21 protein-coding genes and 2 pseudogenes are annotated in these 23053 nt (G+C 38.0%); 5 read left to right on the top strand and 18 right to left on the bottom strand.

Annotation, left to right across the window (positions count from 1 at the left end; genetic code table 11):
• The 10 genes and pseudogenes from HT698_RS10185 to HT698_RS07575 all read right to left on the bottom strand — a co-directional run.
• A pseudogene (locus tag HT698_RS10185) lies at positions 1-227 on the bottom strand (hypothetical protein); the annotation flags it as partial.
• Between the two features lie 162 nt (positions 228-389).
• Positions 390-2264 carry a G5 domain-containing protein gene (locus HT698_RS07615; protein ID WP_173218697.1) on the bottom strand — a complete coding sequence of 625 codons (1875 nt, stop codon included), beginning with the start codon at positions 2262-2264 and terminating at the stop codon, positions 390-392.
• A 630-nt stretch (positions 2265-2894) separates the two neighbouring features.
• Positions 2895-3446, bottom strand: a complete 552-nt coding sequence (locus tag HT698_RS07610) for a GNAT family N-acetyltransferase (RefSeq protein ID WP_173218695.1) — start codon at positions 3444-3446, stop codon at positions 2895-2897.
• Between the two features lie 398 nt (positions 3447-3844).
• Entirely contained in the window at positions 3845-4669 is an 825-nt protein-coding gene (nadE, locus tag HT698_RS07605) for an ammonia-dependent NAD(+) synthetase (protein WP_173218693.1), read from the bottom strand.
• A complete protein-coding gene (locus HT698_RS07600; RefSeq protein WP_173218686.1) occupies positions 4666-6126 on the bottom strand; it encodes a nicotinate phosphoribosyltransferase in 1461 nt (486 codons plus the stop codon). Before HT698_RS07600 ends, nadE begins: the two co-directional genes overlap by 4 nt.
• Before the next feature lie 115 nt (positions 6127-6241).
• The gene (locus HT698_RS07595) at positions 6242-6730 is read right to left on the bottom strand and encodes a DUF6773 family protein (protein ID WP_173218684.1); all 489 of its coding nucleotides are present in this window, start codon (positions 6728-6730) and stop codon (positions 6242-6244) included.
• Positions 6720-6929 (bottom strand): helix-turn-helix transcriptional regulator, encoded by a 210-nt coding sequence (locus HT698_RS07590; protein WP_049525060.1) that lies wholly within the window; start codon positions 6927-6929, stop codon positions 6720-6722. Before HT698_RS07590 ends, HT698_RS07595 begins: the two co-directional genes overlap by 11 nt.
• A gap of 380 nt (positions 6930-7309) precedes the next feature.
• Entirely contained in the window at positions 7310-8038 is a 729-nt protein-coding gene (locus HT698_RS07585) for a hypothetical protein (protein WP_173218682.1), read from the bottom strand.
• 15 nt (positions 8039-8053) lie between these two features.
• A pseudogene (locus HT698_RS07580) lies at positions 8054-8924 on the bottom strand (ABC transporter ATP-binding protein).
• A gap of 359 nt (positions 8925-9283) precedes the next feature.
• Positions 9284-10570 (bottom strand): U32 family peptidase, encoded by a 1287-nt coding sequence (locus HT698_RS07575; RefSeq protein ID WP_173218678.1) that lies wholly within the window; start codon positions 10568-10570, stop codon positions 9284-9286.
• A 443-nt stretch (positions 10571-11013) separates the two neighbouring features.
• Between HT698_RS07575 and HT698_RS07570 the strand changes: the two genes are divergently transcribed.
• Both HT698_RS07570 and HT698_RS07565 read left to right on the top strand, forming a co-directional pair.
• Positions 11014-11388 (top strand): hypothetical protein, encoded by a 375-nt coding sequence (locus HT698_RS07570; RefSeq protein ID WP_173218677.1) that lies wholly within the window; start codon positions 11014-11016, stop codon positions 11386-11388.
• A 293-nt stretch (positions 11389-11681) separates the two neighbouring features.
• Positions 11682-12590, top strand: coding sequence for a Dam family site-specific DNA-(adenine-N6)-methyltransferase (locus HT698_RS07565; RefSeq protein WP_173218676.1), 909 nt, complete (start codon positions 11682-11684; stop codon positions 12588-12590).
• 33 nt (positions 12591-12623) lie between these two features.
• Here HT698_RS07565 and HT698_RS07560 read toward each other — a convergent pair whose 3' ends face one another.
• Both HT698_RS07560 and guaA read right to left on the bottom strand, forming a co-directional pair.
• Positions 12624-13466: a type II restriction endonuclease gene (locus HT698_RS07560; protein WP_173218675.1), complete on the bottom strand. Its 843-nt coding sequence runs from the start codon at positions 13464-13466 to the stop codon at positions 12624-12626.
• A 90-nt stretch (positions 13467-13556) separates the two neighbouring features.
• Complete coding sequence (guaA, locus tag HT698_RS07555; RefSeq protein ID WP_000065711.1) at positions 13557-15119, bottom strand: glutamine-hydrolyzing GMP synthase; 1563 nt, start codon at positions 15117-15119, stop codon at positions 13557-13559.
• Between the two features lie 141 nt (positions 15120-15260).
• On the opposite strand from guaA, the gene HT698_RS07550 reads away from it, so the two are divergent.
• Positions 15261-15959 (top strand): GntR family transcriptional regulator, encoded by a 699-nt coding sequence (locus HT698_RS07550; RefSeq protein ID WP_125452984.1) that lies wholly within the window; start codon positions 15261-15263, stop codon positions 15957-15959.
• A 44-nt stretch (positions 15960-16003) separates the two neighbouring features.
• Here HT698_RS07550 and HT698_RS07545 read toward each other — a convergent pair whose 3' ends face one another.
• From HT698_RS07545 to HT698_RS07520, 6 genes are all read right to left on the bottom strand, one after another.
• A complete protein-coding gene (locus tag HT698_RS07545) occupies positions 16004-16900 on the bottom strand; it encodes a DMT family transporter (protein WP_173218674.1) in 897 nt (298 codons plus the stop codon).
• An 8-nt stretch (positions 16901-16908) separates the two neighbouring features.
• The gene (locus tag HT698_RS07540) at positions 16909-17844 is read right to left on the bottom strand and encodes a serine hydrolase domain-containing protein (RefSeq protein ID WP_173218673.1); all 936 of its coding nucleotides are present in this window, start codon (positions 17842-17844) and stop codon (positions 16909-16911) included.
• Entirely contained in the window at positions 17841-18566 is a 726-nt protein-coding gene (locus HT698_RS07535) for a CppA N-terminal domain-containing protein (protein ID WP_173218672.1), read from the bottom strand. The genes HT698_RS07540 and HT698_RS07535 overlap by 4 nt, the downstream gene beginning before the upstream one ends.
• Before the next feature lie 83 nt (positions 18567-18649).
• Positions 18650-19285, bottom strand: a complete 636-nt coding sequence (locus tag HT698_RS07530; RefSeq protein ID WP_173218671.1) for a GDSL-type esterase/lipase family protein — start codon at positions 19283-19285, stop codon at positions 18650-18652.
• Position 19286: 1 nt separating this feature from the next.
• Positions 19287-20114: an HAD family hydrolase gene (locus HT698_RS07525; RefSeq protein ID WP_173218670.1), complete on the bottom strand. Its 828-nt coding sequence runs from the start codon at positions 20112-20114 to the stop codon at positions 19287-19289.
• A 21-nt stretch (positions 20115-20135) separates the two neighbouring features.
• A complete protein-coding gene (locus HT698_RS07520; RefSeq protein ID WP_173218669.1) occupies positions 20136-21455 on the bottom strand; it encodes a CapA family protein in 1320 nt (439 codons plus the stop codon).
• Between the two features lie 188 nt (positions 21456-21643).
• Between HT698_RS07520 and def the strand changes: the two genes are divergently transcribed.
• The gene (gene def, locus HT698_RS07515) at positions 21644-22255 is read left to right on the top strand and encodes a peptide deformylase (RefSeq protein WP_112444173.1); all 612 of its coding nucleotides are present in this window, start codon (positions 21644-21646) and stop codon (positions 22253-22255) included.
• A gap of 44 nt (positions 22256-22299) precedes the next feature.
• Positions 22300-23028, top strand: a complete 729-nt coding sequence (rlmB, locus tag HT698_RS07510; protein ID WP_049497720.1) for a 23S rRNA (guanosine(2251)-2'-O)-methyltransferase RlmB — start codon at positions 22300-22302, stop codon at positions 23026-23028.
• Positions 23029-23053: the final 25 nt, after the last annotated feature.

Genomic DNA, 23053 nt, shown 5'->3' with positions numbered 1-23053 from the left:
TTGACCCTGACTCTCCTTAGTCTCAAAATCAAAGACTTATACTCTTCAAAAATCTCTTCAAACCGCGTCAACGTCACCTTGCCGTAGGTATGATTACTGACTTCGTCAGTTTCATCTACAACCTCAAAACACTGTTTTGAGCTGACTTCGTCAGTTCTATCTACAACCTCAAAGCAGTGCTTTGAGCAACCTGCGGCTAGTTTCCTAGTTTGCTCTTTGATTTTCATTGAGTATTAAACAAAAAGTGAACAAACCTGAATTCTAATGTACAGAAGACTAGGCTTGTTCACTTTTTTATAGTCGCTATAAGATGAGCTTATCTATAGCTTTTTATACATAATTATATATTCAGATATACTATTATCAATTGTGTCGCAGGGAGGAATCTATTAACGCACCCATTCACCATTATCATTGACTCTATAGCCATCTATACTTGTATTGACCGCTAGCTCACCCGATGCGTTTACATAATACCATTTACTACCAACTTGGAACCATTGATTGGCTTTCATAGAACCGTTGCTGTTGAGGTAGTACCATGAACCATTATTTTGTAGCCAACCTGTCTCCATAGAACCATTATCGTTTAGATAGTACCATGAACCATCAACTTGCTCCCAACCTGTTGCCATGGAACCGTTAGAGTTGAGGTAGTACCATAAACCATTCACTTGTACCCAACCTGTTGCCATGGAACCGTTAGAGTTGAGGTAGTACCATGAACCATTCACTTGTACCCAACCTGTTGCCATGGAACCATCAGTATTATAAAAATACCACATACCATTTTCTTGTTTCCAGCCTGTTGGCGCAACTGGTTTAGCTGGTTCTACTGCTGCATCCGTTCCTTGATTAGATGTAACAGATACAGGATACGAAGGAATAGATGATTTCTTAGGAACAACAACTTTTTCAGGTTCTCTCGTCCCTCTCCTTATACGTCTTTTTACCATCTCTTTAGTAATTTGACGAGAAGTAGTTTCTTCAATTGTTCCATCACGTTCATCTACAGTATAGATTGTAGTAAGCGTAATTTCACCAATTTCTCCTGCTTCTTCTATTTCTTGACCTTTATCAAGAGTTGGGTCATCGAGATATTCTGTTTCGATTGGGATTACTTTTGTTTCAACGCTATCCTTAGCTGGAACTTTAACAATAATAGGTGTAGCTGCTTTAGTAACCATCTCTGAAACAGTTGCTACCGTAATATCGCCTGTCTTAGAATCAACTTTATAACTAGTCGTAACTGTTTTCAGTCCATCTTCGCTTGGAATAGTCGTAGGTTGGCTTCCTCTTGTATGTTCTGGATCCTTTTCATATCTCACTTCCGTGGAAATTGTAGGCTCAGTTGTTTCAGTCGGTTTTGTCCCGACTTTAACCACTTTCTTAACCATCGCAGTTGTTACTTCACTGGTCTTCTTATCTTCAACTGCCTTACCACCTTCGATTTTATAAGTAGTCGTAATGGTTTCAGTTCCTACCTTACCTGGACGAGTTGGATCATCTTTCTTTTCCCCTTTAACAAGAGTTGGATCCGCTTCATACTCTGTTTCGATTGGAATAGCCTTTGTTTCAACGCTATCTTTAGCTGGAACTTTAACAATAATAGGTGTAGCTGCTTTAGTAACCGTCTCCGAAACAGTTGCTACCGCAATATCGCCTGTCTTAGAATCAACTTTATAACTAGTCGTAACTGTTTTCAGTCCATCTTCGCTTGGAATAGTCGTAGGTTGGCTTCCTCTTGTATGTTCTGGATCCTTTTCATACCTCACTTCCGTGGAAATTGTAGGCTCAGTTGTTTCAGTCGGTTTTGTCCCGACTTTAACTACTTTCTTAACCATCTCAGTTGTTACTTCACTAGTCTTCTTATCTTCTACTGCCTTACCACCTTCGATTTTATAAGTAGTCGTAATGGTTTCAGTTCCTGCCTTACCTGGACGAGTTGGATCATCTTTCTTTTCCCCTTTAGCAAGAGTTGGATCCGCTTCATATTCTGTTTCGATTGGAATTACTTTCGTTTCAACGCTATCCTTAGCTGGAACTTTAACAATAATATTTCCTACTTCATCAACATCAGTCTCCGGTTCCTCCCCTTTACGGCGGGTATCGTCTTTAATAAATGTCACTCCTGTTCCATCAGCATGAACAAAACTTGTATTCAGGACTCCTCCTAAAAATAAAGTTAGCCCGATTATCACAGAACCAAAAATCTTTCCGAGTTTACGTAATGCATAGCGCTTATTGGTATTAGATTTTGCCATTACATCCTCCTTCTAAAAGTTACTACTTCTAGTATAGCATCTTTTCTGGCAAATGTTGAATAATATGTTTCATATATTAAATAAACTTATAATGATATATTGATTATTGAAATAACACTTTAACTATATCGTAATCAATCTCATATATAGAGGATTGCAGACATCTTATCTAAATACATGCTAATATATTTAAATACAAACATTCCAACTTGATAATTTTCACTCATCTTTCATCATTCTTTATACAACGATGCAGTAGCAATCGAATAGTTTGTTCATCAGAATTAGAATGTTTTAATATTAGATATTTTGATGAAAAACATAAATAAAATTTGTGGAATTTAATTCCCTAACTCGATAGAGGATTCTATTTTAAATTTAACAACAGCTAGGATTACACTATAAAACATATATTACTACCTGTTCGGCTGGAGAATCTAGTCGATTAGCTCCCTCTTAGTTACAAGCTTAAAGCGATTTTTTAACTAATACTAAATAAGATTAAAGAAGGAACTAGAACATCTGTCTTGTACTAATCAATATGCTATTTTAAAGTTGTAAATAAACTTGGAATACCCATTATTATATTTACAATAAATAGTTGACTTCAATGAAAACAAAAAAGAGAATTCAACATTCTTCCCTACTTATCTGATAATAAATAAGGTCCGCAAGATAGCCTTTTCTCTCTACACCATTGCTAATAGTCTTTAGATAGGACATTCCAGCCTTCTCCATGACACGACCTGAAGCTGGATTGAGACTGGCATATCGAGCTCTAACTTTTTGAAAACCTGCTTGAGTAAAACAGAAGTCCAAGACAGCTTTCAAGGCCTCCGTCATCATACCATGACCCCAGTACTTCTTGCCTAACACATAGCCAATTTCACAAGAAGAATTGTTCTCATCTATTGCAACGATGCTGATATCTCCTATCACTTGCTCTGGGTTCTCTTTGAGACAAATGGCCCATTTGTAATAGTTGAGATTAGTATAGGAGGCAACCCAATTTCGAATGGAGTTTCGAGTGACCTCGACATCAGGATGGGGATCCCAAGTGACGTAGGTTAGATTCTCAGCAGACGAAGCCCAATTTTGAAACATAGCTTCTGCATCACTTTCCACAAATCTTCTTAAAATCAAACGGTCTGTCTGTAATGTTTGCGTACCGATAGATTTCATGATGCTACCTCACTTTCTGATAGATGTTTCTCTGTCCAATCTCCATCGAAACTTGTTTTGCTTTTGAATTTCAAGGTAATAAGCTAAAAAGGTCCACTGGACCTTCCTCGCTTACCTGTTTCCATGCTCGGGGTAAAAAGATTAAACTCAGTGACAGCTAGAAAATGAGTTTTTCATATAATTTCTTGACGCAGTCGCTGTCTGGTTTGAAATGCGCTTTCCCAAGCTTTTTCAAACCTAGTCATCGTTGCGGGGGTGAGACTACGAAATCGAACTCTTCGAGTTACCGAACCTTCTCTCACTTTCTTATTTCAAGGTGAGAGGCTGAAAACCTCCACTGGAGGTTTTTCTTGCTTTTTAATTTCAGGGCAAGAAGCTAAAAAGTCCCCCGGACCTTTTTACTCCCAAAAGTCATCAAAGACGGTGATTGGTAGGTGGCGTTTGTGTTGGCCTTTGTGCCACCAGTTTTCGATTCTTGCTTGGGCTTCTGGGTTAATTGTTTTGCCTTCTAGGTAGTCGTCAATCTCTTCATAGGTGACTCCGAGGGCTACTTCGTCAGCTAAGCCTGGTTTGTCTTCTTCTAGGTCTGCTGTTGGGATTTTTTCATAAAGTGCTGGGTCTGCACCAAGTTCCTTCAAGAGTTGTTTTCCTTGACGTTTATTGAGGCGGTAAAGAGGGAGAATATCCGCACCACCGTCACCAAACTTGGTAAAGAAACCTGTGATATTTTCCGCGGCGTGGTCTGTTCCAATGACCGCTCCGCTATGGGAACCAGCAAGGGCATACTGAGCAATCATACGGCAACGTGCCTTGATATTGCCCTTGTTAAAATCTGAAACAGGACTACCTGTCGCTTCAACTGCTGCCGTCATGGCGTCAGCTGATTCCTTGATATTGACGACTAAACTGACATCTGGTTGGATGAATGCTAAGGCTTTTTGAGCATCTGCTTCATCAGCTTGCACTCCATAAGGCAGGCGGACAGCGATAAATTTATAGCTGTCGTCTCCCGTTTCTGCTCGCAGTTCTTCCATAGCTAATTGGGCCAAGCGCCCTGCCAAGGTTGAGTCCTGCCCTCCAGAAATTCCTAGTACAAAGGTTTTTAGGAAAGGATGTTTTTTCAGGTATCTCTTTAAGAAATCAATGGAACGACGGATTTCTTCCTGGGCATCAATCACTGGTTTCACGCCCAGTTCTTGGATAATCGCTTCTAGCAAACTCATTCTTCTTCTCCTTCACCAAGGGCTTCCTTGCGCATCTTATCAATCAAGTCCATCTTGTCTTGCCATACATCACGCGCCAAATCTACTGGATAATGTTGCGGATTGAGCACGCGCTTGTATTCATCCCAAAGCTTGTCAAATTCCTTACGAGCATAGTCCTGAATCTCAGTCAAGCTAGGCAGGTTATAAATCAATTTTCCGTCTTTGAAGATATCCACTAAGAGAGGAACAGCGTCAAAATTACGAACGGTCTTCTTGATATAAGTATAGGTCGGATGGAACATCTTGATTTCTGTCATGCTGGCAACATCTACGCCATCATAAGTGATGTAGTCGCCCTCTGACTTACCTTTTTCACGACTGGTAATGCGCCACACCTGCTTCTTACCTGGCGTCGACACTTTTTCCGCATTATTTGACAGCTTGATGGTATTACGCATGTTACCATTTTCATCTTCAATCGCAACAATCTTATAAACCGCCCCAAGAGCTGGTTGGTCATATGCTGTAATCAGCTTAGTACCTACTCCCCAAACATCAATCTTAGCATGTTGCATTTTGAGGTTAAGGATGGTATTTTCATCAAGGTCATTTGATGCATAAATCTTAGCATCAGTAAATCCTGCCTCGTCCAGTTGTTGACGAACTTTTTTAGAAATATAGGCAATGTCTCCAGAGTCAATGCGGACACCAAGGAAATTAATCTGGTCACCCAGCTCACGCGCCACCTGAATGGCAGCGGGTACCCCAATTCGAAGTGTGTCATAGGTATCCACAAGAAAGACGCAATTTTTATGGGTCGCAGCATAAGCCTTGAAAGCCTCATAATCATTACCATAAACCTGCACCAAGGAATGGGCGTGAGTCCCCAAGACAGGAATATCAAAGAGTTTACCAGCACGCACATTGCTGGTTCCATTAGCACCACCAATCACCGCTGCGCGTGTTCCCCAGATAGCCGCATCCATTTCTTGAGCCCGACGTGTCCCAAACTCCATCAAGGGTTCATCTTCAATAACCGAGCGAATACGAGCTGCCTTAGTCGCCACCAAGGTCTGGTAGTTGACGATGTTCAAAAGGGCTGTTTCGACCAACTGACATTGGGCTAGAGGGCCTTCCACCTGCACAATCGGTTCATTAGCAAAAACCAGGTCTCCTTCTTGGGCAGAACGAACGGTCAACTCCAACTTGAAATTGCGGAGGTAGTCCAAGAATGCCCCATGATAGCCCAGCGACTCCAAATAGGCAATATCACTATCTGAAAAACGCAAATCTTCAAGATAGTTCACAATTCTTTCCAAACCAGCAAAAACCGCATAGCCGTTCTTAAAAGGCTGCTGGCGGAAATACACCTCAAAAACCGCCTTTTTATTGTGAATCCCCTGGTCAAAGTAAACCTGCATCATGTTAATCTGGTACAAGTCCGTGTGCAATGTCAAACTATCATCTGGATACATACTTTTCCTACTTCCTTAGCTAGAAACCCATGAAAATTTTCAAGAACTTTCATGTATTCCAATAAATTAGTACTATTATATCACATTTTAGCTGGATTGAGAAAAGAGTAACAAGCTATTCACCACTCTCTAGTTCATCCATATCTTGTTCAAACTTTTTCTGAGCCCATTCACCATAGCTCTTCAGACCAAGATTGCCAATAAAGACCCATGGAAGGTAAATGACATAAGTAATCGCCCAAGCAGATAGGTATTTAACGTTCAAAGGATTGTACTGATAAATTTCTATGTTGAATTGATAATTCTGCAACATCAAAAGAGCCGTAATAGCCAAGGTTAGACAAAAACAACCCAAAATCGTAAAATGAAAACGACTATAGTAGGTCACTCCCAGATAACGGGCACGATTGAAAAAGAAGAAAATTCCTACTATCAGGGTATAGACTAGAAAATTCGGATTAAAAAGAGAGGGAGCCAACACTGCCACCAAATAGCTTAGAAGTACAAGCCCAATAAAGAGTGAAAAAGACTCTGCCCCAGCTTTATTGATTAGTTGTTCTTCTCTTTCGTCAAGTAATTGATAATGAATAAATTTATTTACCATCTTCTTCCTCCCAAAATAGTTGGTCTAAAGTTTTTCCTAAGCATCTGCAAATAGACTGGCAAAGGGAGAGACTAGGATTGTATTTCCCTGCTTCTATCAAGCCTATAGTCTGGCGCGTCACCCCCACAGCCTCTGCCAGTTGACCTTGTGTTAAATCAAGCTCTATCCGAGCTAATTTTAATTTTAAATTTTTAGCCACCTGCGTCCTCCTTATAGTTTTAATACTCATCTACTCTTAAAAAATCCAAAACCAACACAAGCTGTCAGCTATTTATTATAACCTCATTAATTAGCACTCCAATATTATCTTCAGCCTAAAATCAGTATGTTGGATTGTTTGAAATAAACTTCCTAGTTTGCTATTTGATTTTTTGTTTAGTATTAGCTTTAGTAGGGTCTTTTAAGCGAGTTTTGATTGCTTGTATTTCTTATTTAGTTGATTTCATATCACTATTATATAATGCTTTTGGAAATGAGTCTAGTATAAGTCAAAAACGTGGTAAACAGCAAGAGCAGGAGCATAGCAAGATGACTGATTTTTTACTAGATTTTAAGTCTACAAAATAATACTAAATGAAACTAAAATGAATACTCCTTGCTTTTCTTGAGAGTGAAAAAATACAATAAAATGATTGTAGTGATTACCACAAGATACTGACTAATAGACATCGTATTTGAAGCAACAAATACAGGTAAGGAATAAAAAGGAAGAAGTTCAATCGCTTTGATAAACAAATCATTACTAGTATTCATCATAATCGTATTTAATATATTAGGGACAAAGAGTAGTAAAGCTACTAAAATACCAAATACCAAGCCACTTTTCAATTTATATAAATAGAAAATGTAAGATAATAGAAAATAAAATAGGACTAACAAAATTGTATTGACTACAATGGCTACAATAAAATCTAATCCTAAATCACCTGGAACACCCAATTTACTTACGATGACTAGTAACACAATACCATTCAAAGCATAGATAATGGAAACTGAGATGGCATATAGAAAATTGGACAAGACGTAAATCATCCGATTTTTCTGTTGATTATAAAATAAACTGATCGTATTGTGGGAAAAATCCCTGCTAATAATTCGGTTAGCATGTATAACAGCCATTAACATACCGAGCATAGCATAAAAATTTGAAATATGCTTAATACCAAGTGATGTCCCTTGAGTCTTTAGAATAAAGAATGTAACCAGTATAGGCGGTATAAACGAGATAACCAATCCTAGATATATTACGCCTGATGAATATAAATCTCTTATATTTTCCTTAAGAAAATTCAATTTATTTAATTTCATGATTATAACCTTCCTTTATTTTGAACGATTTAGATAAATATCTTTAAGCGTCTCTTTTTTAGTTTCAAAATCAACTACTTTAATAGAGTTTTCGTTAAAAAATTTAAAAAGCTCACTACTTTGAATATTCCCAGACATAGTAATTTTCAGTCCCTCTTCCTGAACAATATCCCCAAATTCTTGTTTGGTAAGGAAAATGTCTCTATCTGTAGCTGATGAGAAAGCTATCTCAAACAAGTAATTATGACTATCTTTTCCTACTTTTTGAAATGTCAAAAGCCCGTTCTCCAAGAAAAGAACTCTCTCACAAATTTCTTCAATATCTTCTAATTTATGACTCGATATTAAAATTCCCACATTTTCACTTAAAGCTAAGTTTTTTAGAACCGCTAAAACTATTTGTGATGATTCAATATCTAAACCATTAGTCGGTTCATCTAAAATCAATATATCAGGTTCCGTAACGAGAGTTAGAAGCAAAGCTAATTTTTGTTTTGTACCCAAAGAATAGGTCTTTACTTTTTTATTAATAGACTGAGTCAAATCTAACTCTTGAATCAAACTCCCAAATCTTTCTTGATTGTAGTCAACACCATATAAATTTGACAAATATTTTAAATTCTCTAAACCTGTTTTAGATAAAAATAACTTTGGTTCTTCGATTAAATACCCAACATTATCACTACTTATAATATTCCCTGCAGTCGGTTGATTATTCTGAACAAGAATTTTCATCAATGTACTCTTACCAACTCCGTTTCTCCCTACTAGACCAACAATTTCACCCTTATTAAGTGCAAAATTTATACCTTTGAGAATGATTGAATGGCCATAATGCTTACTTACATTTATAACTTCCATTTTTTATTCCTCCATTAATATTCATTGTTTGCTCTTTGATTCTTATTGAGTTTAAAAAGTTGCGCCTCTTTTTAACAACATTATATCATATATCTAACTTAATGCAATATATAAATGTCATTTTGTAAAATTTTATTAACAAAAAAACTCTCTACCACAAAAAGATAGAGAGTTTTTAGTTTAAATATATAATTTCAAAATATCGACGGCATCGCTTCTTTGTTTAATTTGATAGGCTTTGGATACCTAAGCTCCGACTTTATCACTTAAAAAATAAAAAAGGACAGCTAATCCCTTGCACATCAAGGGATTTCGCCATTCTTTAATCTCGTTTAAGTGTTGTATATGGAGCTTTGCATAATTTTTTAAAACTAAACAACTACATTAAGCTCGAACTGTGACACTAGTTCCATCTTCTTTGTAAAGATTGATGAGTCCTTCTTTTAATGCACGAACCATGTCTCCTGCTTGAACAGGTTGAGGCACCTTAATAGTCAATAGCTCCATTGGATTTGGAGCACGGTCGATTTTATTGCCTTTAGCATCGTGCAAATCTTCAATATAAGTTTCAAAATGACGGAAACCTGGTCCATAAAACTCAACTTGATCGCCTTCGTTAATGACGTTTCGTTGACGAATAGTTGCTGTTTGTGTTGCGTCATCATAAGAAACCACTTCAGCAACAAACTTGTACTCAGGAATTTTACGGCGAGCACCAAACAACTGCTCATTTTCAGATGGTGTACCATAGTAAAAACCTGTTGCCAATTCACGTTGGGCAACCTTCCACATCTCATCAATCAAGTCTTGTTTGATAGATTCAAACTTTTCAGGACTTTCAAGATAGGCATCCACAGCCGCCTTGTAGCAGTTGGTTACTGTTGATACGTAGTGAATAGACTTCATACGCCCTTCAATCTTAAGACTGTCCACTCCATTTTCAATCATATCTGGAATATGGTCAATCATAGACATATCAACGGCTGACATTGAAAATTCTTCTGGAATCTCTCCCTTAAGGCTCTTACGTTCTTTCCCAAATGGCATATCGTAAAGGTCGTATTTCCAACGGCAAGACTGAGAACAACCACCACGGTTGGCATCACGCATACTCATGTGGTTTGAAAGAGTACAACGCCCAGAGTAAGAAATACACATGGCTCCGTGGACAAAGGCTTCAATCTCAACATCTGTACGTTTGCGAATTTCAGCTAATTCTTCCATTGAAACCTCACGCGCCAAAACGACACGTGTTAAGCCTAGCTCTTTCCAGAACTCAAGGGTTTCATAGTTAGTGGCACTTGCTTGGGTAGAGAGATGGATTTCAAGACCTGGTGCTTCTGTTGCTGCAATCATAATCAAGGCTGGGTCAGACACAATAACTGCCGCAATTCCGATATCACGCAGTTTACGGAACCACTCACCAGCTCCCTCTTCATTCCCTTCGTGCATAACCATATTAGCCGCTACATAGACCTTGGCACCGTACTTGGCAGCAAACTGGACGCCTTCTTCCATCTGTTCAAAGGTAAAGTTACCTGCTCGGCTACGAAGACCATAGGCCTGACCGCCGATAAAGACAGCATCTGCTCCATACTGAACAGCTACTTTTAGCTTCTCTAAAGTCCCTGCAGGTGATAAAACCTCAGGACGTTTTAATGTTTTTGTCATGTTTTCTCCTATTTGCAATATAAAAGTTTGACGTTTTTCCTTCTCATTTTATAGTAAATAAGCCATAAAATCAAGCCTAGACAGATTGTTTTGACAATTCTAATCTTTTAAACTTTGCATAATAACTGTTAAACAATCGAAAATTACCCCAGTTTTAACAAGTATTCAAAAAGTTTAGGAAAGAGCAAAAACCAGTATCCAAAGATACTGGCCCGTTATACTATATAAATTAGTTCTTAGATGACTATTCCCACTCAACTGTTTTCTAAATTGATAAGGTTCGATATAGTGTGAAATTAAGGATTTATACTCAGTTATTTTTATAAGAATTTATTAAAATTAATTTCTGTTATTTGTAAATTGTTTACAGAGTTGAAATTAATGTGTAGCAAAAACACAACATTTTTTGTATAATAGTATTAGTAAAAAAAGGTGGTGAGATAGTGAGATTAGCTGTCAGATTAGCAATAGAAACACGAAATAGCATCGATACTCTAAAAAAAGAAATAAAAGCAACTGGAGAATTTGATAATCTTCATCTTACTAATGGGTTTGTCGTAAATCAAGCTTATTTAGATTCTAAAAAAATTACTGCTGAACAAAACTGGGATAAAGTATTAAAATTTGGGTCTCAAGTTGAAGAACGAAGTGCCCCAAAAACTCGAACTGATTTACAAGTAAATCAAACTACTATTGATGATATTGCTGAGTTAAAAAAGATTTTACCTCTATATACAGAAACAAATTATGTAACCACTTCTTTTGTTATCAGAATGATAGTGAGGGGTTCTCTTTTAGTGCGTCACGGAAAAATTTAGGCTTCAAGCCTATTTTTTTTATTTCAATTTTATGTGTCGACAAAACACGACACTTATTTTATAACAGTGGCGTGAAATAATTACAACACTGAAATTATATAAAGGAGAACTAACAATGATTAGACCAATTTTGAATGCAGAATGCATTTATTTGACTATTTTTTGTAGTGTTAAATATTTTATGCGTTTAACTTTACATTTTAGGAAGAGGAGAAGTTTATAATCAGTTTTTGAAGAAAAAAGTATAAAAAATGCTATAATAGAATACATATAGTAGGGGAGGAGAATTACAATTGTTACCTAAAAAAATTATCACACCTAAAGTACCACCTATTAAAATCCAAGGAATAAAAACTAAATTAGTTCCATTTATTGCTGAATCAATAAAGTGGGATGGTAAAGGAACATACTTTGAACCATTTATGGGATCTGGTGTAGTAGGTTTTAATTTAGAACCACAGAAGGCTATTTTTAGTGACACCAATCCCTATATCATTCAATTTTACAAAGATATTCAATCAAAGAAGATTACTGCTCAAACAGTTAGAACTTTTTTAGAAAATGAAGCAACTAAATTATCTAGTACTCCGGCTGATAAGACATCTTATTACTATGAAGTTAGAGATAGATTTAATAAAGAACATAGCTCTTTAGATTTTTTATTTTTACAACGTTCCAATTTTAATGGAATGATACGTTTTAATAATAAAGGTAATTATAATGTTCCTTTTGGACGAAAACCAGAGAGATTTCAAAAAGCATTGATTACAAAAATTGTAAATCAAGTTTCATGGATTGAAAAAATAATGAAGGGTAAAGATTGGGAATTTATCTGTATTCCTTTCACTAAAGCATTTGAGATGATGGGAGAAAATGACTTTGTTTATTTAGACCCTCCGTACATTGATCGATATGATGGATATTATGATTCTTGGAGTGAAGAATACGCGACATTACTCGCAGAACTTACTCAAAAAGGAAAAGCAGGATACGCCTTTAGTATGTGGTACGAAAATCAGTATAGAAAAAATACCCACATGGAAAAATGGACGGATGGAAAGTTGTTAACTACTGAACATTTTTATCACTTAGGAGCAAAGGAATCTAATCGAAATAAAATGATAGAAGCCCTAGTAATAAGTGAAAAACATTTGAATTTAGAAGAAGTTTATCACGAACAACAACAAATTCTATTATTCTAAATAAAAAAGGATACAAAGTGTATCCTTTTTTTATTATTCACATTCTTTATTTGTTTCAACTGATAAATATTTTTCAAGTCGTGTTAATTGTTCGGTTGATAATTGTTTAGTTTCTTTTCCCCACTCTGTAAATGTCTCTAAGTTATTAAAGAGTTTATCTTTTACTTCTTGAGAATCTTTATATTTAGGAAAATTTTCCCAATAAATATGGAAAAGGTCGTTCCCTAATTTACTAAAAGGACCATTACCATCTTGAAAATCCTTAATTATTTTAGATTTAAAGGTTCCAATGTTATCTGTATTTCCACTTCCTTTACTTGTACCAGCTACTTTATATTTTTCTTGAACAAAATATTCTACATCTTTATAAGCTGGTACTATTGAAGAAATGTCTTCTGATTCTAAATTAACCTTTCTAATACTTGCACTTTCATTCCTTGAATATAGAAAACCTAGAATATAATGCTTATCATATTCACTATAATTACCATCAATATTTTTAGTTCCATTTCTTAAGTAACTAGTAAAACTTCCAGCTGTAAAATTGAACTCTTTAATTTGACCTTGTTTATCAAATTGTCGATAAGTTGTTTTAATATCAAGTGCAATTCTTTTCTTATCAGGTTTCAAGAAATAAAAATCTGGATAGACTGTCTGCTTTTCAGATTCAAACAACTTATATCCTAACTCCTCTGCAACTTCAAGCAAATATGGATATACTATCACTTCAAATAATCGTCCTATTATTTTTGAATCATTTCCAAATGGGAAAACTTCTTTCTTTTCATTTACAAAACCAAGTAAGTCCCAAGCGTTTTTATCATCTATTTTAGGTAATTTTTCAATAATTGTTTTAATAAAAATATCATCACACATCTTATTTCTCCTTTGTTTGCGAATTGTTTGCGATTATTTAATTAAAGGCTCTGAAACATTGATTTCAAAGCCTTTTTATTGTAATTTTTCTTATTCCCACTCAACTGTTGCAGGTGGTTTACTTGTAATATCGTAGACGATACGGTTAACGTGATCTACTTCATTTACGATACGTACTGAGATTTTTTGAAGGACATCCCAAGGAATTTTGGCAAAATCAGCAGTCATACCATCAATAGAGGTGATGGCACGGATTGCAATTGTATAGTCATACGTACGACCGTCACCCATAACACCAACTGAACGAACACCTGTATTAACTGTGAAGTATTGCCAGATATCGCGGTCAAGACCAGCTTTAGCAATTTCCTCACGAAGGATAGCATCTGATTCACGAACAGTTTCAAGTTTCTCTTCAGTGATTTCACCCATGACACGGATAGCAAGTCCTGGTCCTGGGAATGGTTGGCGCCATACAATATGGTCTGGCATACCAAGCTCTGTACCAAGGGCACGAACTTCATCTTTATAAAGAGTGTTGAGTGGTTCAATCAATTCAAATTGCATGTCTTCTGGAAGACCACCCACGTTGTGGTGCGACTTGATAGTTTGAGCTGTATCCGTACCAGACTCGATCACGTCGGTGTAAAGAGTTCCTTGTGCAAGGAATTTCACATCTTTGAGCTTGCTTGCTTCGTCATCAAAGACATAGACAAACTCGTTACCGATGATTTTACGTTTTTGTTCAGGGTCAGAAACGCCAGCAAGTTTGTCAAGAAAGCGTTTTGCAGCGTCTGCTTTGACGATATTCAAACCAAACTTACCACCAAGCATATCCATAACCTGATCTGCTTCACCTTTACGAAGAAGACCGTGATCCACGAAGATACAGATCAATTGATCGCCAATCGCTTTTTGGAGAAGAACTCCAACAACTGAAGAGTCAACACCACCTGATAGACCAAGAAGGACACGTTTATCACCGACGGTTTCACGAATTTTTTGGATCTGCATATCAATGAAGTTATCCATTGACCAATCGCCTTTAGCCTTACAGATGTTAAGGGCAAAGTTACGAAGGATATCATTTCCGTATACAGAATGACGGACTTCTGGATGGAATTGGATACCGTAAATGTGTTTATCTGGGTTTTCAATGGCTGCATAAGGGCAGTCAGCTGATGTTCCAGTACGAACAAAGTCAGCAGGAATCTCAGTGACCGCATCACCATGGCTCATCAAAACAGTCTGCTCGTCTGGTGTTGATTCAAAAAGCGCTGATGGTGTGTGAGTTAGGGTTGATTGACCGTATTCACGATTTCCAGCATCACCTGCAGGGACAACTTTTCCTCCAAGTTTATGGGTCAATAACTGCATACCGTAACAGATTCCCAAAATAGGAATACCAAGTTCGAAGATTTCTGGGTCAATATCAAATGAACCATCTTCGTATACAGAGTTTGGACCACCTGAAAGGATAATTCCTACAGGATTGATTTCACGAACTTCAGCAGCTGAAATTTTATGGCTTTTTAGTTCTGAAAAAACACCAATCTCACGGATACGGCGTGAAATCAGCTGGTTGTATTGGCTACCATAGTCCAATACGATGATTTTTTCTACATCTTGCAAATCAGTTGAAATGTTGCTCATCTTTTTCCTTTCTCAAAAGAAATATCTTTTTTCAATATTCTATCACAAATAAGGGCGAATTACCAACTAAACAAGGCGAAGATTGACTTTTTCTAGTTTATTGGGGTACAATAGAGAAAAGATAGAAATGAAGTGAAAAATATGCTACCCGCTTATATGAAAATCCATGATCAGATTAAAAAGGATATTGACGAACATCGTTGGGCCATTGGTGAGAGACTTCCCAGTGAACGAGACTTAGCAGAGCAGTTTGCGGTTAGTCGCATGACCCTCCGCCAAGCCGTATCTCTATTAGTCGAAGAAGGCGTCTTAGAGCGCCGTGTAGGAAGCGGCACCTTTGTTTCCAGTACTCGAGTACAAGAAAAGATGCGAGGGACAACCAGTTTTACTGAAATTGTTAAGTCCCAAGGTAAAGTACCCTCTAGCCAACTCATTTCCTACAGAAAAACTATTCCAAATGAACAGGAAGTTGCCAAGCTAGGAATTTCTCCAACGGACAATATTATCCGAATGGAACGTGTTCGCTATGCCGACCAAGTTCCTCTGGTTTATGAAGTTGCTTCTATTCCTGAAAAATTCATTAAGGACTTTAAAAAAGAAGAAATCACTAGTCATTTCTTCCAAACCCTACAAAAACATGGCTATCGTATCGGCAAATCACAGCAGACTATCTATGCTCGTCTCGCTAAAGAAAAAATTGCCCACTATTTGGAAGTTGAAAAAGGACATGCTATTCTTGGACTGACTCAGGTTTCTTACCTAGAAGATGGGACAGCTTTTGAATACGTAAAAAGTCAATATGTAGGCGAACGTTTTGAATTTTATCTTGAAAATAATTAGATTACTATGCAAAAACTCTCTGTCACGGACGACAAAGAGTCTTTTTATTTTTCTAAGAGTAAATCTTTCAACGAAATCAAAGTTACAGCAAATAATATCATTGCCATACCAAGAAAATCAATGGGATAAAATTGTTCATTCATGATTAAGAAGGCAAAGAAAACAGCCGAAATTGGCTCAATTGAAGCCAACAAACTTGACTTGACCGGCCCAATCAGACTGGCTCCTTTTAAGAAGGCTGTATAGGCAAAGACAGTCCCGATAAGGATAATACCTGCAAAGGCAAGGAGAAAATCAAGACTGGTTGGGATAGCAGTCTGTAGAACCCCTGTAAAAGGAAGGGCGACCAAACCTGCTATGACCATTCCCACACCAATGACCAAGCTACTCCCCCACTTCTTAATCAAGGCTATGGGTAAAATGATATACAGAGCATAAGTCAAGGCAGAAAAGAGACCCCAGAATAGGCCAGAAGGTGTAATGGATAACTGGTCCAACTGCCCATGAGTTGCGATCAGGAAGGTTCCTCCGATGGCTAATATAATGGAAACAATCTCTCCCAGTGTTGGCGCCACCTTATCCTTGATACAGCTATAAATCAAAATCCCAACAGGACAAACATACTGAAGCACCGTCGCAGTACCTGCATTGGTCTCCTGAATAGCAGTTAGATAGGCAAATTGATTGAGGAATAGACCAATTAGAGCAAAAATAAGAAGAGACAGCAAACTCTTTCTATCCTTTAAAAAGGCCAGCATTTTATCCTTTGCAGTAGCATAAGCCAAGAACATGAGAACTCCACCAGCGATTAAAAGACGCAAGTTGGTCAAAACCAGAGCCGAAATTCCATGCGCCATCAGGTATTGACCACTCGTTCCTGACAAGCCCCAAGCAATACCAGCCACAACTGTTAGTAAAGTCCCTTTTAAACTATTTGACATGGTTCTCCTTACTCTTCTTTGCGAATCAAGTTCATCACTTGATTGCGGTCTACAATCCATTGAGCCCTCTCATCCTTTTCATAGGTACGATTTGATAGGAAAATAGCCGCTTCTTGCTTCTGACGATTCCACATAATAAAGGTACCTGTATAACCCGTATGGTCTAGCCAATCTCCTTCCAAATTCCATGCCAAAGAACGTTCCTTGTCATCCAAAGGAGAAAAATTTTGACTCAAATCTCCTGCAAAATCATCTACTAAATAGTGTTCTAAAAAGATTTGTAAATCCGTTACAGTCGAAAATAAACCAGCACTACCTGCATGTCTGCCCAGGAGGCGAGCCTTGGGATCATGTACCACGCCAGACTCTACACCTCTAACTGTTGGAACAGCATACTCAACAGGCCCAAACTGGGTTTCATCCATTCCCCAAGGTTTCCAAACTTGCTCCTGTATAATCACATCCAAGTCTTGATCGAAGATTCTTTCTAACATAAAACCCAACAGTAAAAAATGAACATCTGAATAAAGAAAGGCTGGGTGACTTCGTCTGTTGAGATGAAACATGGCTTCCTTTAATTCTGAAGCTGTTAAAAGATCACGGTTAGGAATAAAAGGATCAAGATCTGTTGCGTGAGTCAAGAGTTGACGAATAGTGATATCTGGATAATCACTTTCAGGTAAAAAATCGGTTACTGGTCTGTCAATATCTAATTGACCGTTTTCCCACAAGAAGGTGAAAACAGTACCAACCCCAACAACCTTGCTGACACTGGCTAGGTCATAAACTAGTCCTGCCTCAGTATCCAAGCCATGTTCTGGATCACTCTGGCCTAAATAGAACTCCGTCCATTGATTGTCCTTAAAATATGCAAAAGAGGCTCCGGGATAGATCCCTGCCTCGATTTGTTCTTCTATTTTTTTAATAATCTTGGTCCACTTCATACTTTTTCAAACCACAATTCAACATTATTTCTATCTTTACCAAGGAAGAATTTTTCAGACTTAGGAATAAAATATTCTGTAGACTCAAACTTCTTACGAAGACTTGCTATGTCTAATTCATTGACCAAGAACTTGAGCATAGATAAATCCCAAGTAGCCGTATTGTCCACAGTCAAATCCTGCCCCTGAGCTGGGATAAAATCAAGTGACTCCCCAATTTCAGATAGTTCCAAGTAACTATCGACATCAGTTGGGAGATGTAATTCCATAGAAATCTCAAATTTACTTAAAGAAATTAATTCCAAATCTGTTTGAAATTCAGGCTTTTCTCCTACTTCTACTAGACTTGCTCTGTCATCTTCCGCATGAATCAAAATCAAATCATCTTCTGGTGAGAAAATTTCAAAAGCGTATCCATTTTGACCTTTATATAATTGATGAATCGAATCTGTTTTAGATAAGAGTTCTTCGATTTCCAAGGGATTTTCCACCTTGATAATCAATCTAGCCAGTTTTTTTCGTCCCTCTACCTTACGAGTACGCATGCTTGGTGCTTCTTCCAAAACCAGCTTCTCAAGACCTGTTTGGTCGCCTAGTGATAGAAAGGCCGACTCTTCTAATAAGGCCTTCATGCCAAGGGTTTCAATATAAAATGTTTCATTTAATTTTCTATTATTAACTTTTAAAGTAGGAATAATCCGTACAATCTGATTTACATTCATAAATTCCTCCATCACTTTTTATTTTAAAGGATTTTAGAATTTTTTACAAGATATTATGCTCAAATTTACCATTATTTAGCTATTTAGTAAAGATAATCTTTCAAAGCTTTGGTCAAAACCTGATAACCAGCAACACTGAGGTGCAATCCATCAGTTGTATATTCTTTTTTGAGTTGGCCTGCTTGGTCTGTCAAACTATCAAAAACTGGCACAAATTCCACCTGCATATAGGCAGAAGCAAGTTCTTTATAGACTTGATTCCATTTCTGAATTTTTTCATTCGTACGGATATAGACTGTCTGCTGGTACTCCTCTCCCTCATTGACTGGCAAAATGGAAAGCAATTTTATCTCTGTCAATGGATAATCGCGAGCAATAGACTGTATGATAGCTTCGAGATTATTGAGAGCCTCATTCACAGGCACATCTTTTCCAATATCGTTCGTCCCAGTTAAAAGGACAATTTTATCTACTGCTCCACCGTACAGATGCGCATCGAGGTTCTCAAGTAACAACCCTGTCTGATAACCTCGAATGCCTCGATTGACAATCGTCTTCGAAGTTCCAAATAGCTCCTGTATAGGATAATACTCGACAATGGAATCCCCAATAAAAAGAACATCTGGCTCTAGAACAGAAACCTGATTTAAGTGACGATACTTGGTTTGGATTTTTTCTTGTTCCTTTAGGAGCCAATTTTCTAATAACTGTACTGCCACTTCATTCTCCTTTTTCTAACCAGTTTTCCAATACTTGATAAACTCCTCCTTGGCTATTGGCTGGCGCTAGAGCAGTCGCCACAGCTTTGGCTTTCTCATCAGCATTTTCCATCGCATAGGCAATTCCAGCCATTTCAAGCATTTCAACATCATTTTCACTGTCACCAAAAGCCATGATTTGTTGGGAGGTCAAGTTCCAGCGCTTGAGTAATTCTTCCAAGCCCCATGCTTTATGAATTCCAGCTTGGAGGATATCAATGCAACCATAGCCACTGGATACAGCCCGAACACGGCCATCAAAGAGGTCATTGATTTCTTCCAAGACCGAACTCAAACGTTCCTCACCAACAACCATACTCATCTTGAGCACACCACCAAAGAGGTCAGAGGTTAATTCATCCACAAACTGCATCCGTTGGTAGAATTTTTCAATCATTTCTGGAGTCATAAAACTTTCAAGGTCTGTAAAAATCGTACCTTCTTTGACGAAACCACCCTTCATCCCCGTTACAACAAACTGGTTCTGACACGCTCGACCCTTGAAATGAGCCAAAGCCTTATCAACAATGGCATCATCCCAAGTCTGAGCCTGAATCAGTTCATTGTTTTCAAAAATACGAGCACCGTTGGCAACAACCAGAACCACTCTATTGACCAAGTTCTCCAGTAGTTGCCTCATGCGGTGAATTTCATTGCCCGTCGCGATAACAAAACGAATGCCCCTTTTATCCAACTGATCTAAAATCTTTTCCAATCGTGGGAGATCCAGCTGGCCTCTAGCATCCAGCAAGGTTCCATCCATATCTGTCGCAATTACTTTAATCGTCATTTACTTTCCTCTGGATTCAAACTAATCCCACTTCAATCCCACATGTTCGTTCATTTCTTTATAGGCTGTATCAATTCGTTCCTTAGTCGCTTCATCTAATTGATCACGATGACTGCCACCCTCGATAAAATCTTCTAAGATATAGGTTTGGTAATGATATAAAGGATAGCCTTCTGGTGAAAAGGTTCCCTTTGGTGTTCGATTGACCCAAGTAGGATGAGCTTTAGCTGTTCCGATAGTTGTTTTTCTATCCTTCTTCTTAATGGTCACGTCCATAAGAACACCACGTTCAGTCCACTTAGCATTTTCTTCATCTCCCATAGATTCAATCCGTTGATTGGAAATGAAGTTCCCCATTGAATAGATAATGAGTTTCTTGTCTCCATCTTTTTCAACCGTTTCAGATGGTTCCACAACGTGAGGATGCCCTCCAAAGATGATATCCGCCCCCCAATCAATCATCTTGTGATAAAGAGCTTTTTGTTCTTCAGTTGGTTCCAATCGATACTCAACACCCATCTGAGGCATGATAATGGTGATATCTGCTTCCTTTTCCGCCCGTTCAATTTCAGCCTTCATCTTATCTTCGTTTAAATCTGAAAGATAACGATTATAGTCTTCCTGAGAAATATACTGTTCAATTCCATTGAATCCATAGGAATAGGCTAACAGTGCAATCTTGATACCATTCACTTCCTTAATGACCAGCGGAGCCTGATCACGTGGTTCATGCGTATAAACTCCGATTGGAGTGATTCCAGCTTTCTCAATAATATCGGCCGTTGAAATAACTCCCTCAATTTGCGAATCCAAAATGTGATTATGAGCTAAATCCAGCACATGATAACCTGCATCCTTAATGGCATCCATAACTTCAGCAGGAGCATTAAAGAGAGGATAGCCTGCTAAATAATGATCCTTATTAATGGTTCCTTCAAAGTCACCAATAGCTAAATCTGCTTGCTTAAGCCAAGGTGTCACATACTCAAAATTCTCATGAAAGTCATAGGTACCGTCTTCTTTTTTAGCTGAAAAGAAAAGTCCATCGTGGTAGAGCAAATCCCCGTGGGCCATAATTCTGGCAGTTTTTTCCTCTTCCTGCTCCTGAGACTTTTGCTTAGTCCCCTCTTGAGAAATAGTATCTCGTTTTTGACTGGTCAGAGGCATGCCTTGGAAACTTTCAAACAACAAGACCAAGCCCATTGATAAAGCAACTGCTAGCAAGAGTACCGCCACAAATCCTTTATTGCTCCACTTGCGATAACTCCTAAAAAAGTTTACCAGGCCCTTCATAAAACGAAAAGCTAAACCACCCTGATTTCTATCTTGTCTTCTTTGCATCTTCATTCTCCCTACTTTCTTATGCAAGCCTTTTCTTTTTATTATATCACAGATAAGTAATTCTTTCACAATTGAATTGAACTTCCTATCTATTTTTCGCTATCTATTTTCTATAAATCCTAAAGGATATAATGCTTTCAATCCTTGTCATTTTGTGTTATCATGTAGAGGTAATGAAAGGAGAGAAAATGTCTGCTATAGAACGTATTACAAAAGCTGCTCACTTAATTGATATGAACGATATTATCCGCGAAGGGAACCCAACTCTACGCGCGGTTGCTGAGGAAGTCACTTTTCCCTTGTCTGACCAAGAAATCATCCTTGGCGAAAAGATGATGCAATTCCTCAAACATTCCCAAGATCCTGTCATGGCTGAAAAGATGGGGTTACGCGGGGGGGTTGGACTGGCTGCTCCCCAGTTAGATATCTCAAAACGCATTATCGCTGTTTTGGTGCCTAATATTGTTGAAGAAGGTGAAACTCCAGAGGAAGCCTACGATTTGCAAGCCATTATGTACAATCCAAAAATCGTCTCTCACTCTGTTCAGGACGCTGCTCTTGGTGAAGGAGAAGGTTGCCTATCTGTTGACCGTAACGTGCCTGGCTATGTTATTCGCCATGCCCGCGTTACTGTTGACTACTTTGACAAGGATGGAGAAAAACACCGTATCAAACTCAAAGGCTACAACTCCATCGTTGTTCAGCATGAAATTGACCACATCAACGGAATCATGTTTTACGACCGTATCAATGAAAAAGACCCATTTGAAGTTAAAGATGGTTTACTGATTCTTGAATAAAGAAAATCCCGTTGCAAGACGGGGTTTTGTGTTATAATAGAGGCATGAAAACAAATGATATTGTCTATGGCGTTCACGCCGTTACCGAAGCTCTACTTGCAAACACAGGAAACAAACTTTACCTCCAAGAAGATCTCCGAGGTAAGAATCTTGAGAAAGTCAAAGAACTGGCTACAGAAAAGAAGGTGTCCATTTCCTGGACTTCAAAAAAATCCCTCTCTGAGATGACTGAAGGTGCTGTCCACCAAGGTTTTGTTCTACGAGTATCTGAATTTGCCTATAGCGAGCTAGATCACATTCTTGCCAAAACGCGTCAAGAAGAAAATCCTTTGCTATTGATTCTGGACGGGTTAACTGATCCTCACAACTTAGGCTCCATCTTAAGAACCGCTGATGCGACCAATGTTTCAGGAGTCATCATTCCCAAGCACCGTGCTGTCGGAGTTACTCCTGTCGTTGCCAAAACGGCCACAGGTGCTATTGAGCATGTTCCAATCGCCCGAGTGACCAATCTGAGTCAAACTCTAGACAAACTCAAGGATGAAGGCTTCTGGACCTTTGGAACAGATATGAATGGGACTCCTTGCCACAAGTGGAATACAAAAGGGAAAATTGCCCTCATCATCGGAAATGAAGGAAAAGGCATCTCTAGCAACATCAAAAAACAGGTTGATGAGATGATTACCATTCCGATGAATGGACATGTTCAAAGTCTCAATGCCAGTGTTGCTGCAGCCATTCTCATGTACGAAGTTTTCCGAAATAGACTATAAAAAAGTTTCCAGTCATCTGATTGGA

This window comes from Streptococcus sp. 3109, assembly GCF_013276905.1.
Taxonomy (GTDB): Bacteria; Bacillota; Bacilli; order Lactobacillales; family Streptococcaceae; genus Streptococcus.
Note: the sequence above shows the minus strand (reverse complement) of the source record. Positions and strands in the feature narration are given on the sequence as shown.